Annotated in this window: 15 protein-coding genes; 4 read left to right on the forward strand and 11 right to left on the reverse strand. The window is 71.4% G+C overall.

The window, feature by feature from the left end:
• Nucleotides 1-116 precede the first annotated feature (116 nt).
• Nucleotides 117-695: a hypothetical protein gene (locus ACIBEC_RS22865; protein ID WP_360495270.1), complete on the forward strand. Its 579-nt coding sequence runs from the start codon at nt 117-119 to the stop codon at nt 693-695.
• A 119-nt stretch (nt 696-814) separates the two neighbouring features.
• Here ACIBEC_RS22865 and ACIBEC_RS22870 read toward each other — a convergent pair whose 3' ends face one another.
• Nucleotides 815-2,179 carry a hypothetical protein gene (locus tag ACIBEC_RS22870; protein WP_360495267.1) on the reverse strand — a complete coding sequence of 455 codons (1,365 nt, stop codon included), beginning with the start codon at nt 2,177-2,179 and terminating at the stop codon, nt 815-817.
• A gap of 441 nt (nt 2,180-2,620) precedes the next feature.
• On the opposite strand from ACIBEC_RS22870, the gene ACIBEC_RS22875 reads away from it, so the two are divergent.
• Nucleotides 2,621-2,806 carry a PspC domain-containing protein gene (locus ACIBEC_RS22875; protein WP_360495264.1) on the forward strand — a complete coding sequence of 62 codons (186 nt, stop codon included), beginning with the start codon at nt 2,621-2,623 and terminating at the stop codon, nt 2,804-2,806.
• Between the two features lie 86 nt (nt 2,807-2,892).
• Here ACIBEC_RS22875 and ACIBEC_RS22880 read toward each other — a convergent pair whose 3' ends face one another.
• The 3 genes from ACIBEC_RS22880 to ACIBEC_RS22890 all read right to left on the reverse strand — a co-directional run bounded on the left by ACIBEC_RS22880 (nt 2,893) and on the right by ACIBEC_RS22890 (nt 5,772).
• Nucleotides 2,893-3,264 (reverse strand): ATP-binding protein, encoded by a 372-nt coding sequence (locus ACIBEC_RS22880; RefSeq protein ID WP_360495261.1) that lies wholly within the window; start codon nt 3,262-3,264, stop codon nt 2,893-2,895.
• Nucleotides 3,265-3,488: 224 nt separating this feature from the next.
• The gene (locus ACIBEC_RS22885; protein WP_360495258.1) at nt 3,489-4,646 is read right to left on the reverse strand and encodes an adenosine deaminase; all 1,158 of its coding nucleotides are present in this window, start codon (nt 4,644-4,646) and stop codon (nt 3,489-3,491) included.
• Nucleotides 4,647-4,806: 160 nt separating this feature from the next.
• On the reverse strand, nt 4,807-5,772 hold the full coding sequence (locus ACIBEC_RS22890) for a LysR family transcriptional regulator (protein ID WP_360495256.1): 966 nt from the start codon (nt 5,770-5,772) through the stop codon (nt 4,807-4,809).
• A gap of 92 nt (nt 5,773-5,864) precedes the next feature.
• On the opposite strand from ACIBEC_RS22890, the gene ACIBEC_RS22895 reads away from it, so the two are divergent.
• Complete coding sequence (locus ACIBEC_RS22895) at nt 5,865-7,148, forward strand: MFS transporter (RefSeq protein WP_360495253.1); 1,284 nt, start codon at nt 5,865-5,867, stop codon at nt 7,146-7,148.
• Nucleotides 7,149-7,174: 26 nt separating this feature from the next.
• The gene (locus ACIBEC_RS22900) at nt 7,175-7,729 is read left to right on the forward strand and encodes a Uma2 family endonuclease (protein WP_360495251.1); all 555 of its coding nucleotides are present in this window, start codon (nt 7,175-7,177) and stop codon (nt 7,727-7,729) included.
• Between the two features lie 27 nt (nt 7,730-7,756).
• On the opposite strand, the gene ACIBEC_RS22905 is transcribed toward ACIBEC_RS22900, so the two are convergent.
• The 7 genes from ACIBEC_RS22905 to ACIBEC_RS22935 form a co-directional block, all read right to left on the reverse strand.
• Entirely contained in the window at nt 7,757-9,034 is a 1,278-nt protein-coding gene (locus tag ACIBEC_RS22905; RefSeq protein WP_360495248.1) for a thymidine phosphorylase, read from the reverse strand.
• Between the two features lie 104 nt (nt 9,035-9,138).
• Entirely contained in the window at nt 9,139-9,540 is a 402-nt protein-coding gene (locus ACIBEC_RS22910; RefSeq protein WP_360495245.1) for a cytidine deaminase, read from the reverse strand.
• On the reverse strand, nt 9,537-10,802 hold the full coding sequence (locus ACIBEC_RS22915) for an ABC transporter permease (protein WP_360495242.1): 1,266 nt from the start codon (nt 10,800-10,802) through the stop codon (nt 9,537-9,539). Before ACIBEC_RS22915 ends, ACIBEC_RS22910 begins: the two co-directional genes overlap by 4 nt.
• Nucleotides 10,799-11,953 carry an ABC transporter permease gene (locus ACIBEC_RS22920; protein ID WP_360495239.1) on the reverse strand — a complete coding sequence of 385 codons (1,155 nt, stop codon included), beginning with the start codon at nt 11,951-11,953 and terminating at the stop codon, nt 10,799-10,801. The genes ACIBEC_RS22915 and ACIBEC_RS22920 overlap by 4 nt, the downstream gene beginning before the upstream one ends.
• Before the next feature lie 4 nt (nt 11,954-11,957).
• The gene (locus ACIBEC_RS22925; RefSeq protein WP_396288732.1) at nt 11,958-13,793 is read right to left on the reverse strand and encodes an ABC transporter ATP-binding protein; all 1,836 of its coding nucleotides are present in this window, start codon (nt 13,791-13,793) and stop codon (nt 11,958-11,960) included.
• Nucleotides 13,794-13,842: 49 nt separating this feature from the next.
• Nucleotides 13,843-14,904: a BMP family ABC transporter substrate-binding protein gene (locus tag ACIBEC_RS22930; RefSeq protein WP_360495237.1), complete on the reverse strand. Its 1,062-nt coding sequence runs from the start codon at nt 14,902-14,904 to the stop codon at nt 13,843-13,845.
• A 280-nt stretch (nt 14,905-15,184) separates the two neighbouring features.
• The gene (locus ACIBEC_RS22935; protein ID WP_360495234.1) at nt 15,185-16,450 is read right to left on the reverse strand and encodes an amidohydrolase; all 1,266 of its coding nucleotides are present in this window, start codon (nt 16,448-16,450) and stop codon (nt 15,185-15,187) included.
• Between the last annotated feature and the right edge of the window lie 153 nt (nt 16,451-16,603).

A 16,603-nucleotide genomic window follows, 5' to 3' on the forward strand; every position in this document is an offset into this window, starting at 1 on the left:
AGCGCAACGACACCGTGATGCAAAGGCGACGACGAATGTCAGCCGCCTCCAGTACTGTGCGCTCTCGTCCCCAAACGGTTCAGCCGTTGATTCTTCCCTCCCACAGGAAACCCCCCTTGAACAATCTCGACTTCGGCGCTGAGCCGCTGTTCTCCTGGTACGCCGTCCTGCTGGCGCTCAGCGGCGTCATCATGGTCGGCCTCGGGGCCGTCGCCGGCGGTCTGAAGACCGGTCTGCGAATCCTCAACGTCCTCATCGGCCTCGGATTCCTGGGGTACGCCTACTACCTCGTGTTCGTCTTCGAGGGCGGCACGTACTACATCTTCCTCAAGGTCTTCATCCTGCCGGTCGCGATGATCGTCTACTCGGTGAAGGCGATCACCCAGCGCAGCAACGCCAAGCAGCAGGCGGCCGCGCAGGCCGCCGCCGCGTTCAACCCCAACGCGCCCCAGGCGCCGTACAACCCGAACGCCCCGCAGGCGCCGTACAACCCCAACGCGCCGTACAACCCGAACGCCCCGCAGCCGGGCGCGCCCGTGCCGCCGCAGGGCGGGGCTCCCGTCCCGCCGGCCGCGCACCAGGCCGCGCCGCCGGCCGCCGCGCCGTACCAGCCGGGTGTCCCGCCGCAGCCGGTGGCGGACAACCCGTACGCGCAGCCCGCGCCGCCGGCCCAGCCGCAGCAGCCGGCCGGCTGACCGGGTCCGCACCCGCCGTACGAACGCCGGAAGGCCCGCCTGTCCCGCTCCGCAGCGGATGACGGACGGGCCTTCCGGCCTGTCGGGGTCCGTGTCCGGGGTCGGCGCCCGGTGGCGCGCTACGCCTTCCTGCGGCGGCGCGCCACGACCAGCGTGCCCAGCCCGAGGGCGATCGCGACCGCACCGGTGATCGCCATCGGCTTCGTTCGGGTGCCGCCACCGGTGGAGGCCAGTCCGGTGTCCGCGGCCGGGGCCGCGACGGCGACCACCTGCGAGCCGCCCGCCGCCGGACTCGGCGCCTCGCTGGTGGCCTGCGTGATCGGGACGACCGGGACGACCGGGGCGGTGGCCGGCCGGGTCGCGGTCGGTGTCGGGGTGGCCGGGGAGCTGGGGGTCGGCGTGGCGGTGGCGCCCGCCGGGGCCTCGATGGTGATGCCGGCCTTCGGGCTGGACGCCTCGGCCCCGTTCTCGCCCGCACCGGGCAGGCTGCCCGCGAGGGCCGCCAGGGACTGGGCTCCGACCGGGGCGTCCTTGGTGAAGGACAGCCGGACCTCGATCGTGCGGCTCTCGCCCTTCGCCAGGGCGATCACATCGGCGTTCCTGTCGCCGGTCCGCAGCCCCAGGTAGAGCCAGCCCGGGTGCTCCGAGTTGCCGCCGGGGGTGCCCTCCAGCCATCTGCCGTCGGCCGTCCGGAACTCGAATATGACGGTCTCGGAGGGGAGTTCGGTCGCCCCCTGGAACACGATCGCGGGCAGCAGGCGGAGGTCCTTGCCGCTGTTGTTGGTGAAGACCAGCTTGAACGGCTTCGCCTCGCCGCCCGCCCTGAACGCGGCGGGCACCCCGTCGAGCCTGGCGTCCGCCGTGGCGGCCGGCGTGGGCGCCGGGGTGGTCGGCGTGACGGACGGGGCGATGACCAGGCCCGAGTAGCCGCTCATCGCCTGGGAGATGCGCTGCTCCGGCGGCAGGGCGGGGTCGGAGACGACGGCGGTGAAGCCCGGCGTTACCCGCCCGGCCGGGGCGTCGGCGGCGACGGTGAGCCGCAGCCGGTAGACGGCCTCGGCGCCCGCCGCCAGGTGCGGCACGGCGGGCTGGTTGAGCTCCCAGACGGCGCCGGCGCTCGCGGTGTCCGCCCTGGCGTCCTGCCACTGTGTGCCGCCGGGCGCCTGGTACTCCAGCGTGAACTGGCCCTGCTTGGTGCCGGTACCGGTGTCCCCGATGACGAAGGTGGCCAGTGGCACGTCCATCTGGTGGTCGGCGGTGTTCTTGAGCGTCGCGGTGAACTCCACCGGCGCGCCGCCCGCCTTGACGGTGCCGGGCAGGCCCGAAAGGGTCGCCGTGACCGGTGAGGACTGGGCCTCGGCGCCCTGGGCGGCCGCGACGACCACCGAGGCGGCGAGGGCGGTCGGGGCCTCGACGGCAGCCGCACCCGAAGCCAGCGTGACGACGGCGGTCGCGGCCAGGAATCTGCGATGCCGAGTGCGCAATTTCAACCCCACGAGAGAATTCGGACAGAGCCCAACAGAACGTGAAATCGCTTGCGTGAGAGGCCATTTCCTAGCGATGGCGCGCCGATGTTCCGCCCCCCGACCACCAGCGACTGCGGCATCATACCGAGCCGTTTCCACGCGCCTGTGACGGGAGGGTGAGGGGCTTCGGAACGGTCGGCCATCCTCAGGGTCACCCTGAGGACGACCCCGACATCCGACTACGTCTCCCCGGTGACCCGTCGGGGTGCGGAATCACCTGGCGGGCTGAGGACTTCGGGGCCGCGGCGGCGGAGTATGGACGTATGCCCGCCGGACCGACCGGACCGGGCCGCCACCGTGCGGAGCAGATCAGGAGACCATCATGAGCAAGCAAAGCGAGCGAACCATCAAGAGGTGCGCAGGGGCGAAGGCCCCTGCCGAGCGCAGCGAGGTGGGAGCATGAGCGCTCGCCTTGCCCGTCCTCGCCACAACCGTGTGATCGCCGGCGTCTGCGCCGGGATCGCCGCCCGCTTCGGGCTGACCCCGTGGACCGTCCGGCTGATCTTCCTGCTCTCCTGCCTGCTGCCCGGCCCCCAGTTCCTGCTCTACCTCGCCCTCTGGCTGCTCCTCCCCCAGGAGCCGTGAGACCGGGCGGTGTGAAGACGACGACGGGCCGCCCGGCCCCGGTGATCCCGGGGGCGGGCGGCCCGTCGTCGTGCCGGCGGCTCGGATCAGCCGCCGAGGCCCGGCAGGCCGGGCAGGGCGCCGGTCAGCCCGCCGACGGGGGTCTTGTCGAGACCCGGGACGGTCGGGACGGCGGCGCGCTGCTGGGTGACGCCGGCGAGCGGGGCCTCCGCGGCCGGGGCGGCGTGGCCGGCGGTCGGGGCGAGGGTGCCCAGCGTGCCGGTGACCTTGTCGCCACCGGGCAGCTTGGCGGCGGTGTCGGTGACCGCCCCGGTCACCGCGGGGTTCGTCACCGCGCCGGTGGGCAGCCCGAGGCCGCCGGGCGCCGGGGCGGCGTCGGCGGAGGCGGTGCCGGCGCCGACCGCCGCGATGGCGATGCCGAGCGCCGCTGTGCCGGCGGCCTTGAGAGCCTGCTTCATGGTTCGTCCCCTTGGGTCCTCGTCGGTGGCCGACGACGCGGCGCGGGTTCGGCGGCCGGGTGGCCGCCACCGCACCTGATCGGCAATGACTGGCACACCGTAGTGAGCCGGTCGCGGGAGAACCAAAGGGCGTTCACTCACTCGAGTGAGTAGTCGGATGAACGGCAAATCCTTGCCAGAACCGGTCTTTCATCCGATGGCCGGAAACGCGTTCGCCCCGCGGCTCAGTTGCCGCCGGCGCCCCCGCTGAACAGCCACTCCGACTTCAGCTCGGCGTAGCCCGGCTTGATCACGTCGCTGATCATCGCCAGTCGCTCGTCGAACGGCAGGAACGCGGACTTCATGGCGTTCACGGTGAACCACTCCAGGTCCCCCAGCGTGTAGCCGAAGGCCTCCACCACGTGCCCGAACTCCTGACTCATGCTGGTGCCGCTCATCAGCCGGTTGTCGGTGTTCACGGTGACCCGGAACTTCAGCCGGCTGAGCAGCCCGATCGGGTGCTCGGCGTACGAAGTGGCGGCGCCGGTCTGGAGGTTGGAGGTCGGGCACATCTCCAGCGGGATGCGCTTGTCGCGCACGTACGCGGCCAGTCGGCCGAGCTCGACCGAGCCGTCCTCGCCCACCGTGATGTCGTCGACGATCCGCACGCCGTGGCCGAGCCGGTCGGCGCCGCAGCACTGCAGGGCCTCCCAGATCGACGGCAGGCCGAAGGCCTCGCCCGCGTGGATGGTGAAGTGGTTGTTCTCGCCCTTGAGGTAGTCGAAGGCGGCCTGGTGGCGGGTGGGGGGGTAGCCGGCCTCGGCGCCCGCGATGTCGAAGCCGACGACGCCCTGGTCCCGGTGGCGGTTGGCCAGCTCCGCGATCTCCTGCGAGCGGGCGGCGTGCCGCATCGCGGTGATCAGCGTGCCGATCCGGATCCGGTGCCCGGCCTCGCGGGCGTTGGCCTCGCCGAGGCGGAAGCCCTCCTGGACGGCCTCGACGACCTCGTCCAGGGTCAGGCCGGCCTCCAGGTGCTGCTCGGGGGCGTACCGGACCTCCGCGTACACGACACCGTCGGCGGCCAGGTCCTCGGCGCAGTCGGCGGCGACCTTGATCAGGCCCTCGCGGGTCTGCATCACGGCACAGGTGTGCGCGAAGGTCTCCAGGTAGCGGACCAGCGAGCCGGAGTCGGCGGCCTCACGGAACCACTCGCCGAGCTCCTTGGGGTCGGTGGTGGGGAGTCCCTGGTAGCCGACGGCGGCGGCCAGCTCGACCACGGTCTCCGGGCGCAGCCCGCCGTCCAGGTGGTCGTGCAGGAGGACCTTCGGCGCGCGGCGGATCTGGTCGGCGGTGGGGATGCGCGGGCCCGTGCCCGCGGTGGTGACGGGGATCTGCTTTTCCATTGCGGAAATATAGCCCCTACGCGCGTAGACCCACCACCGGGAACACCACCGGATGGTCCAAACTCCCCCCGGAATTCCACCGACCGGTCCATACGATCCGCCAAAAGCGCGCGCCGTTCCGCAGGGGCGCCGACCACCGTGGAACACCCCGCCGACGACCTCAGTCGTGCTGGAGCAGCCGACCGCGCCGGGACAGCACGAAGTCCCGGAACGCCTCCGCCGGCGGGGTCAGCGGCCGCCCCGCCGCCCAGGCCAGCCCGACCGCCCGCCGGGTGCGCGGCGCCGTCACCTCCAGCTCCACCACCCCGGGCCGGGGCACCAGGGCCGGCGGCAGCAGCGCCACCCCCAGCCCGGCCGCCACCAGCCCGCGCAGCGTCTCCGCCTCCTCCCCCTCGAAGGCCAACCGGGGGACGAACCCCGCCTCCGCGCAGAAGCCGTCCGTGATCGCCCGCAGCCCGTACCCCTGCTCCAGCCCGACGAACGGTTCCTCGGCCACCTCCGCCAGCCGGATCCGCCGCCGCCCGGCCAGCCGGTGGTCCGCCGGGACGACCAGGTGCAGTCGCTGCTCGTCCAGCGGGCGGGCGGCGAACGCCGGGTCGTCCGGCAGCGGCGCCACCAGGCACAGGTCCAGCTCGCCGGCCCGCAGCCGCTCCAGCATCGCCGCGCCGTAGTCCTGCACCAACTGGAAGCGCACCCGCGGGTGCGCCGCGCGGAAGCCGCGCAGCAGCGCCGGCACCGCGTCCGGCCCCATCGTGTGCAGGAAGCCGAAGGCCACCAGCCCCACCTCCGGGTCCGCCTCCGCCCGGGCCGCCTGCGCGCCGCGCTCGACCTCGGCCAGCGCCCGCTCCACCGAGGCCAGCAGCAGCCGGCCCGCCCTGGTCAGCCGGACCGTACGGCCCTGACGGGCCAGCAGCTCCACCCCCAGCTCCTCCTCCAGCCGGGCCACCGCGCGCGACAGCGTCGGCTGCGGCACCCCGAGCAGCCCGGCCGCCTGCGTCACGTGCTCCAGCCGGGCCACCGCCGCGAACTGCGCCAGCCGGGGCGCCAGCAGGACGGCCGGCTCCTCCGGCCCCAACTCGGCCGCCCGGTACCGCTCCCCGCCGTCCACCGACTCCGAAGCCGCCATCCCGCCACCACCTCGACTCATACGCCAGTGCATCGATCATCCCTGCTTCATGCATTGGACGCATCAACGACAACGGGCCTACCGTCGATGTCATGCAGCCCGCCGATACCAGGGCATCCGTCACCTCCCCGGATGCCCCCGCCGCCGCCCCCACCCGCCTCACCGCGGACGACCGCCACCGCCCCGGCCAGCGCGCCTTCCGCCGCGCCAACCTCGCCCTGTTCGCCGCCGGAGTCGCGACCTTCGTCCTGCTCTACTCCACCCAGGGCCTGCTGCCGATCCTCTCGGCCGACCTCGACCTCACCCCCGGCCAGGCCAGCTGGACGGCCTCCGCCGCCACCCTCGGACTCGCCCTCGGCCTGCTCCCGGCAAGCGCCCTCTCCGACAGGTACGGCCGCACCAGGGTGATGACGGCCTCCACCCTCGCCGCCTCCGTCCTCGCCCTCGCGCTGCCCTTCGCGCCGGACCTCACCACCCTCGTCGCCCTGCGGGTCCTCCAGGGCGCCGCCCTCGCCGGGCTGCCGGCCACCGCCATGGCCTACCTCGCCGAGGAGGTCCACCCCAGCGCCCTGGCCTCCGCGATGGGCCTGTACGTGGCCGGCAACAGCATCGGCGGCATGGGCGGCCGACTGCTCTCCGGCTGGACCGCCGCCGCCCTCGGCTGGCGCTGGGGCCTCGCCGCCTCCGCCGCCCTCGCGCTGCTCGCCACGCTCGTCTTCCGGCTGCTGATCCCCGCCGCCCGGCACTTCACCCCCGCCCCGGTGGACGCCCGCGCGCTCGCCCGCACCGTCGGACGGCACCTGCGCAACCCGCTGCTGGTCCGGCTGTACGCACTCGGGATGCTGTTCATGGCCGTGTTCGGCGCGGTCTACAACACCGTCGGCTACCGGCTGATCTCCGCGCCGTTCCACCTGCCGGAGTCGATCGCCGCCTCGATCTTCGTGGTCTACCTGGTCGGCACCGGCACCTCCGCCGCGGCCGGACGCCTCTCCGCCCGCCTCGGCCGCCGCGGCGCCCTCTACGTCTCCATCGGCGTGACCGCGGCCGGCCTGCTGCTCTCCCTCGCCGAGTCCCTGGCCTGCGCCCTGCTCGGCCTGGTCCTGATCACCGCCGGCTTCTTCGCCGGCCACGCCACCGCCTCCTCGGCGGTCGGCCGCACCGCCACCGAGGGCCGCGCCCAGGCCTCCGCCCTCTACCTGATTGCCTACTACCTCGGCAACAGTCTCGGCGGCACCCTCGGCGCCGACGCCTACCACGCCACCGGCTGGCCCGGCGCCGCCACCGTCGGCCTCACCGCCATGACCCTCGCCGCCGCCGTCACCCTCTACGCGACCCACCAGGCCCACAGCACCCGGCATGCAGTCGCGGACGCTTGACAGTCGTCGCCGATACACTCCGGAACATGAGCATCGATCCTGCTGTGTACGCCCGGCTGCGCGAGATCGCGGAACAACTGCCAAAGGTGCCGGGGATAGGGAAGATCGAGATCGCCGACGGCGAGATCGTCATGATGATGTCGCCCGTGAAGCGCCACGAACTCGCCGTCATCCGCCTGGCACAGCAGCTCAATGCCCAACTGCCGCAGACCCACCCCGGCTACATCGCCCACGGCGGCGCTGACTTGGAGGACGTCGGCCTCGGTCGGCTCCGAAACCCCGACCTGATGGTGTTCCCCGACGCAGCTCTGGACGACGACAGCCCGGCGTTTCTTCCCCACGAGATCCTCCTTGTCGTGGAGATCGTCTCGAAGTCCAACCCCGAGAACGACTACCACAACAAGGTCCGCGACTACTCGGCGATGGGTATCCCGCTGTATCTGCTCGTGGATCCCCGCAAGGGCACCGGCATCATTCACGACGAGCCCGCCTACACCCGCCGCAAGGACTTCGTCTTCGGTGACACGATCACCGTCGGCCCGTGGAAGCTCGACACCAGCGTCCTGCGGACGTACGCCTGAGCGCACGTCCGCAGGACTCAGGGCGGATCAGGCGATGCGGTCCAGCACGATCGGGTTCGGGGTGAACTCCGTGCCGGCGGGCGCGACGGTGATGCCACCGGTCAGGGCCTCGATGGCGTAGTCGTAGCGCTCGGGGGTGTCGGTGTGCAGGGTCAGCAGGGGCTGGCCGGCCACGACGGTGTCGCCGGGCTTGGCGTGCATCTCGACGCCGGCGCCGGCCTGGACCGGGTCCTCCTTGCGGGCGCGGCCGGCACCCAGGCGCCAGGCGCAGACGCCGACGGCGTAGGCATCGAGCTCGGTGAGCACGCCGGAGGCGGGCGCGGGGATGACGTGCTGCTCGCGGGCGACCGGAAGCGGGGCGTCCACGTCGCCGCCCTGGGCGGCGATCATGCGGCGCCAGTGGTCCATCGCGGAGCCGTCGCGCAGTGCGTCGGCCGGGTCCTTGCCGTGCACGCCGGCCGCGGCGAGCATTTCGCGGGCCAGCGCGAGGGTGAGCTCCACGACGTCGGCCGGGCCGCCGCCCGCCAGGACCTCGACGGACTCCCGGACCTCCAGCGCGTTGCCCGCGGTGAGGCCGAGCGGGGTGGACATGTCGGTGAGCAGGGCGACGGTGTTGACCCCGGCCGTGGTACCCAGGCCCACCATGGTGCGGGCGAGTTCGCGGGCGTCGGCCAGGTTCTTCATGAACGCGCCGGAGCCGACCTTGACGTCGAGGACCAGCGCGCCGGTGCCTTCGGCGATCTTCTTGGACATGATCGAGGAGGCGATCAGCGGGATCGCCTCCACGGTGCCGGTGACGTCGCGCAGCGCGTACAGCTTCTTGTCGGCGGGCGCGAGGCCGTCGCCGGCCGCGCAGATGACCGCACCCGCGCCGCGGAGCACGTCCATCATCTCCTCGTTGGAGAGCAGGGCGCGCCAGCCGGGGATGGACTCCAGCTTGTCCAGGGTGCCGCCGGTGTGGCCGAGGCCGCGGCCGGAGAGCTGCGGGACGGCGGCGCCGCAGGCGGCGACCAGCGGGGCGAGCGGGAGGGTGATCTTGTCGCCGACGCCGCCGGTGGAGTGCTTGTCGCTGGTGGGCAGCGGCAGCGAGGAGAAGTCCATCCGCACGCCGGAGCGGATCATGGCGTCGGTCCAGCGGCTGATCTCGCGCGGCTGCATGCCGTTCAGCAGGATCGCCATGGCCAGGGCGGACATCTGCTCGTCGGCGACCTCGCCGCGGGTGTAGGCGTCGATGACCCAGTCGATCTGAGCGTCGCTCAGCTCTCCGCGGTCGCGCTTGGTCCTGATGACGGAGATGGCGTCCATGCGTGCTCCAAGAGGGGTTCTAAAGCGTCAAATGCGTAGAGTGCCGCGAGATGACCGGGTTACGGCCCACTCGCGACACTCTACGCGCGTAACAAACGGCGATGCTAGAGCCGCTCCGGCCCGAACGCGTCGGGCAGGACCTCGCTCATCGGCTTCACGCCCGAGGCCAGGTCGACCAGCAGCTCCGGTCCGCCGTGCTCGTACAGCAGCTGGCGGCAGCGACCGCACGGCATCAGCAGCTCGCCGGCGCCGTCCACGCAGGTGAACGCGGTCAGCCGCCCGCCGCCGGTGGCGTGCAGCGCGGACACCAGCCCGCACTCGGCGCACAGCCCGAGCCCGTACGAGGCGTTCTCGACGTTGCAGCCGGTGACCACCCGCCCGTCGTCCACCAGCGCGGCCGCGCCGACCGGGAACTTGCTGTACGGGGCGTACGCGTGGCCCATCGCCTCGCGCGCCGCCTCGCGCAGCCGCTCCCAGTCGATCGCGGAAGGCGTGGGGGCGGTCACTTGCCCTCGCCCTTGCGGTAGATCTGACCGTCCGCCTTCGGCATCCGCAGCCGCTGCGAGGCCAGCGAGAGCACGATCAGGGTGATCAGGTACGGCGTGGCGACGATCAGCGGACGCTGCACCTGGTCGGTGAGCGAGTACCAGGCGATCAGGCCGCCGGCGACGACGAAGTAGATCACCGTCGCGGTGTACTTGCGCCGGTACAGCTGCCACAGGGCGAGCAGGATCATCGCGATGCCGACGATCAGGATCAGCACGTGCACCGACCCCGGGTCGCGCAGCTGGAGGCTGTCGGTGAAGCCGAACAGGCCGGCGCCCATGGCGAGACCGCCGGGCATCCAGTTGCCGAAGATCATCGCGGCGAGGCCGATGAAGCCGCGGCCCAGGGTCTGGCCGTCCTTGTAGAAGTGCGCGGCGACCAGCGAGAGGTACGCACCGCCGAGGCCCGCGAAGGCGCCGGAGGCGATGACCGCCAGGTACTTGTACTTGTAGACGTTGACGCCCAGCGACTCGGCTGCGGTCGGGTTCTCACCGCAGGAGCGCAGCCGCAGGCCGAACACCGTGCGCCAGAGCGCGAAGTAGGTGACCACGATCAGCGCGCCGGCCAGCAGCACGACCACCGAGATGTTGGTGACCAGGCCGCCGAGCACGCCGGCGACGTCCGAGACGAAGAACCAGTGGTGGTTCTCGATGCTCCTCAGGCCCGAGGACAGTCCCGGAATGGTGATGTACGGCAGCGGATCCGCCGGCGGGGACTGGTTCGCCCCGGCACCGGCCGAGATGTAGTCCTTGTAGTAGATCCGGTTGACGTACGCGCAGATGCCGGGGATCAGCAGGTTGATGCCGACGCCGGAGACGATGTGGTCGACGCCGAAGGTGACGGTGATGATCGCGTGCAGCAGACCGCCGAGTGCGCCGCCGAGCATGCCGGCCAGCAGGCCGACCCACGGGTTGACCAGGTAACCGGCCCAGGCACCGCAGAAGGTACCGGCGACCATCATGCCTTCGAGACCGATGTTGACCACACCGGCCCGCTCGGACCAGAGACCGCCGAGACCGGCCATGCCGATCGGCACGGCGGCGCTGAGCGCGGCGGTGACCTGACCGGAGGAGGTCAGCGAGTGGTTGCCGGTGGCCATGCCCACGGCGGAGAACAGCACCAGGGCGCCCGCGATCAGGAGCAGGACGACCGGCCAGGACAGCTTGCGCTTCTTCGCAGGCGCGCCCGGCGCCTTCGGACGAGCGGCAGTGGCCGTACTCACGCGGACACCTCCTTCTTCTCAGTGGCCGCGAGCTGGGCGGCGAGCTCGGCGCCGACCTTCTGCTGCTGGCGCTTCAGGCCGTAGCGGCGCACCAGCTCGTACGCGACGACGACGCAGATGACGATGGTGCCCTGCATGACCGCGACGATCTCGGACGGGAAGCCGCCCTGCAGCGGCAGCTGGGAACCGGTGGCGTCCAGGAAGGCGAACAGCAGGGCCGCGAAGACCATGCCGATCGGGCTGTTCCGGCCCAGCAGGGCGATCGAGATGCCGAGGAAGCCGAGGCCGGGCTGGAAGCTCTGCCCGTAGTTGAACGAGTTCTGCAGCAGCTCCGGCATGCCGATCAGACCGGCGATCGCGCCGGAGACCACCATCGAGGTGATCACCATCTTCTTGACGTTCACGCCGGACGCCGTCGCCGCGCTCTCCGAGCGGCCGGTGGCGCGCAGGTCGAAGCCGAAGCGGGTGCGGGAAAGGGTGAACTGGAAGGCCACGCCGACCAGGGCCGCGATGAAGATGAAGCCCCAGAGGACGCCACCGGCCGTCTCGATGCCGAAGAAGTGGCTGGACTGCGAGATCGGGTCGGTCTGGATCGAGTTGCTGGTGCCGCTTACCTTCGGCGCGAAGATGCCCGGGGCCAGCAGCAGACCCACGATCGCGATCGCGATCGAGTTCAGCATGATGGTCGAGATGACCTCGCTGACGCCGCGGTAGACCTTCAGCAGACCGGCGATGCTCGCGTACAGGCCGCCGACCAGCATGGCGGTGACCAGCAGCAGCGGGATCTGGATGAAGGCCGGCAGGTCGACCTGCGCACCGACGTACGCCGCGAACAGCGCCGCGACCTTGTACTGGCCCTCGACGCCGATGTTGAACAGGTTCATCCGGAACCCGAACGCGGCGGCCGCGGCGGCCAGGTAGTACGTGGTGGACCGGTTGAGGATGGCCACCTGACCGTCCGACTTGGTGGCGTACGTGATCATCACGTTCCACGCGTCGAACGGGTTCTTGCCCGAGGTCGCCAGCAGGACGGAGCAGATCGCGACGGAGAGCACCACCGCGAGCACCGGCGCCGCCAGTGCGAGCACGATCCGCTCAACGCTGATCCGCTGCGCCAGACTGCGCTTGGCGGCGGGGTTGGGACTGGTCATGTGGTTACTCCCCCGCCTGCGGGTCGTCGGCGGTGTCGGACGGGTCGGTGCCGTCGGCCGGGGTGTCCTCGGCCTGGGTGCCCTCGGCGGCGACGGCGTGCGCCTCGGCGAGCGCATCCGGCTCGGACTCGATGTGGCCGCTGGCCGCACCGGTCATCGCGGTGCCCAGGTCCTCGGCGGTCACGGTGGCCGGGTCGGCGTCGGCGACCAGGCGGCCGCGGTAGATGACCCGGATGGTGTCGGAGAGGCCGATCAGCTCGTCCAGGTCGGCGGAGATCAGCAGGACGGCCAGGCCCTCCCGCTGGGCGACCCGGATGTGCTCCCAGATCTGGGCCTGCGCGCCGACGTCCACACCGCGGGTGGGGTGGGCGGCGATCAGCAGCTTGGGCTGGTGGCTCATCTCGCGGCCGATGATCAGCTTCTGCTGGTTGCCGCCGGAGAGCGAGGCCGCGGTGACCTCGATGCCGGGCGTGCGGACGTCGTACTGCTCGACGATCCGGCGGGTGTCCACCCGGGCGGCGGACGGGTCGAGCAGCACGCCCTTGGAGTTGGGCTCCTCGGTGACGTGCCCGAGGATGCGGTTCTCCCAGAGCGGGGCCTCCAGCAGCAGGCCGTGCTTGTGGCGGTCCTCGGGGATGTAGCCGATGCCGGCCTCGCGACGGGACCGGGTGAGGGTGCCGGAGAGGTCCTTGCCGTCCAGGGTGACGGTGCCGCCGTCCAGCGGCAGCATGCCCATGATGGCCTCGACCAGCTCGGCCTGACCGTTGCCCTCGACACCCGCGATGCCGAGGATCTCGCCCTTGTGGATGCGCAGCGAGATGTCGTCCAGGACGACGCGCTCGATGCCCTCGGCGTCGGTCTTGGCGATCCGCAGGTCCTTGACGTCGAGCATCTCGGCCGTGGTGACGGTCGACTCGCGGCTCTCCGGGGAGGGCAGCTCGGCGCCGACCATCATCTCGGCGAGCTGGCGGGCGGTGACGGCCTTCGGGTCGGCGTCGCCGACCGTGGTGCCGCGCCGGATGACGCTGATCGCGTCGGCCACCGCCAGCACCTCGTGCAGCTTGTGCGAGATGAAGATGACGGTGACGCCCTCGGACTTGAGCTCGCGCAGGTTGTCGAACAGCGCGTCGACCTCCTGCGGGACCAGCACGGCCGTGGGCTCGTCGAGGATCAGGATCTTGGCGCCGCGGTACAGCACCTTGAGGATCTCGACGCGCTGGCGGTCCGCGACGCCGAGGTCCTCCACCAGGGCGTCCGGGCGCACGCCCAGGCCGTACTGGTCGGAGATCTCCTTGATCTTCGCCTTCGCCTTGGCGCCGATGCCGTGGATCTTCTCGCCGCCGAGGACGACGTTCTCCAGCACCGTGAGGTTGTCGGCCAGCATGAAGTGCTGGTGCACCATGCCGATGCCGCGGGAGATGGCGTCGCCGGGGGTGTTGAACTCGCACTGCTCGCCGTTGATCGCGATGGTGCCCTCGTCCGGCTTCTGCATGCCGTAGAGGATCTTCATCAGCGTCGACTTGCCGGCGCCGTTCTCGCCCATCAGGGCGTGCACGGTGCCGGTGCGGACGGTGAGGTTGATGTCGTGGTTGGCCACGACACCGGGGAAGCGCTTGGTGATGCCGCGCAGTTCGACGGCCGGTGTCGCCGTCCCCGCGCTGGGGGTGCCGTCCTTGCGCAGGGGGACGGGGTCGGATGCGGTGATGGCGGTCTCCTGGTGGTCTGGAGGCGCGTCGTTGCGCTCGGAGGGCCAAGGGGGGAAACGGGGGGACGGAACGGGGCCCGGGGGTACGCGTTGAGCGCACCCTGCCGGGCCCCTCCCGTGAACTGTGTCGATCATCGCGCTGCCGGGCAGGCGGCAGGCGCTGTCGCGTCCGAGACGCGCGGCCTTACTTGGCCGGCGCGGTCGGGATGGTGGTGGCGCCGCTCTTGATGGCGTCGGCGGCGGCCTTCAGCTTGTCCTGGATGTCGTCGATCTTGCCACCGGTGGTGGCGAGGGAGACACCGTCGGCCTTCAGGTCGAAGAGCTTGATGCCGGTGAAGGCGTTGCCCTTCTTGACCGAGTCGATGTACGCGAAGACCGCGTTGTCGACGTTCTTGACCATCGAGGTCATGATGCTGTTCTTGTACTTCGCCAGGGCCGGCTGGGCGGCCTGGTCGGAGTCGACACCGATGGCCAGGGCGCCCTGCTTGTTGGCGACGGCCTCGATGGCGCCGTTGCCGGAGGAGCCGGCGGCGGAGTAGATGATGTCCGCGCCCTTGTCGAGCTGGCCCTGCGCGGCTTCCTTGCCCTTGTCGGGCGAGTTGAAGCCGGTGAAGTCCGGAGGCGTGGTCAGGTAGGTGGTCTCGATCACGATGTTCGGGTCGACGGACTTGGCACCCGCCTCGTAGCCGGCCTGGAACTTCTTGATCAGCTCGGACTGCACACCACCGATGAAACCGATGTGGTGGGCCTTCGACTTGTTGGCGGCGGCGACACCGGCCAGGTACGAACCCTCCTGCTCGGCGAAGAGCAGCGAGGTGACGTTGGACGGCTGGTCCTTGTCGTTCGAGTCGATGATCGCGAACTTCACGTTCGGGTTGTCCTTGGCGATCTTGTTGACCGCCGGCTGGTAGACGAAGCCGACCGCGATGATGGTCTTGTAGCCGGCGTCGACCAGGTTCTTGAGGCGGGTCTCCTTGTCGGCCTCGGCCTCACCGGTCTTGGCCTCGGCCTCGGTGACGGAGGCACCCAGGTCGGCCTTGGCCTTGTCGAGACCGCGGGCGGCGGAGTCGTTGAACGACTGGTCGCCGCGGCCGCCGATGTCGTAGGCCATGCCGACCTTGAGCGAACCGTCGCCCGAGGCGGAAGAAGAGGTGCTGTCGGTGCTCTTTGCGCCGCAAGCGGCGAGCGAGGCCATGCCCAGGGAACCCGAGAGCACAACCGCGGCGAGCTTCATTGAACGGCGCAAGGGAGTTTCTCCTTCTGACACGCAACCGTTTGGCGTGGTCGGACGCCACCGTAACGCGCGTAGAACACGGTTGTGTTACGGGGTGCCAGAGCATTCGGGTTGTTATCAAACCGTGGTCTGACGCCCGCCCCGAGACTCTTTCCTCCTCCACGGACGGTGATCCGAGATTGGTTCGGCCCAGTTTACGGAACCGTTCCCGAACCCCGGATCCCGACGATCCGCCCACGTGTCGGCCACCCGGCCCGCGGAGGCGGCCCCAGTCGCGCGCTCAGCTGCTCCCTCAGCCGTTCCCTCGGTCGCCGTCCGCCTCCAGCGCCAGCGCCACGAACAGCTCGGCACCGATGCCGATCGCCCGCTCGTCCACGTCGAACCGGCCCTGGTGCAGGTCACGGACGGTGGTGTCACCGGGGGCTCGGACGCCCAGCCGGGCCAGCGCGCCCGGGGCGTGCTCCAGGTACCAGGAGAAGTCCTCGCCGCCCAGACTCTGCTCGGTGCCCTCGACCACCACAGAACCCTCGCGCCCGAATCGCGCGTGCATCACCTCGTCCAGCTGCGTGACCGAGACCGCCTCGTTGACCACCGGCGGCACCCCGCGGTGGTAGTCCAGCGTCCACTTGGCCCGGTAGGTCTCGGCGAGCTTGGCGATCAGCTCGTGCAGCAGGTCCGGCGCCTCGCGCCAGCCGTCCAGCTCCAGGCAGCGGACGGTGCCCTCCAGTTCGGCGTGCTGCGGGATGACGTTGGGCGCGGAGCCGGAGGCGATCCGGCCCCAGACCAGGCTGACGCCCCAGCGCGGGTCCATCCGGCGGGCCAGCGCGCCGGGCAGGTCGGCGGCCATCCGGGCCACCGCGGTCACCAGGTCGGTGGTCAGGTGCGGGCGGGCGGTGTGCCCGCCGGGGCCGTCCAGGTGCAGCACCAGGCGGTCGCAGGCCGAGGTGATCGCCCCCGTGCGCAGGGCGATCCGGCCGACCTCCACCTTCGGGTCGCAGTGCACCGCGAAGATCCGGCCGACGCCGTCCATCCCGCCGGCCTTGATCACGTCCAACGCGCCCCCCGGCATGACCTCCTCGGCCGGCTGGAAGATCAGCCGGACCGGTCGGCGCAGCTCACCGGTGCGGGTGGCCTCGGCCAGCACCAGGCCGGCGCCGAGCAGCACCGAGGTGTGCACGTCGTGGCCGCAGGCGTGGGCCCGGCCGGGGACGGTCGAGCGGTACGGCACGTCGGTCTTGGCGTCGTCGATCGGCAGCGCGTCGATGTCGGCGCGGAAGGCCAGGAACTCGGCGCCCGGGGCGGTGCCGGCCGGGACGATGTCGACGAGCAGGCCGGTGCCGCCGGGCAGCACCCGGGGTTCGAGGCCGGCCGCCACCAGCCGGTCGCGCAGCAGCCCGGTGGTACGGAACTCCTGTCGACCCAGTTCCGGATGCCGGTGCAGATCACGGCGGAAGGCGATCAGCTCGGGCTCCAGCGCCCTGACCCGGTCGCGCAGTTCGACAGCGGGGCGTGCGGCGGCGAGAGTGGCGCCCGGCTGAGCGGGCTCAGGACGGTTCATCTCCCCAAGCGTAGGCCTGTTGGGGGGTTTTGGCCCGACTTCCGGAAAATTAGTCCCCAGATGGGCGCATACCGGCCGGACAGGTGGGTATGACATCTCGTTTCAGCCGCCTTCCCCGGGTTGCTTGCCCTGTGCAACGATCACACCGGCCGG

The sequence above is a fragment of the Kitasatospora sp. NPDC051164 genome (assembly GCF_044455625.1).
Lineage (GTDB): Bacteria > Actinomycetota > Actinomycetes > Streptomycetales > Streptomycetaceae > Kitasatospora.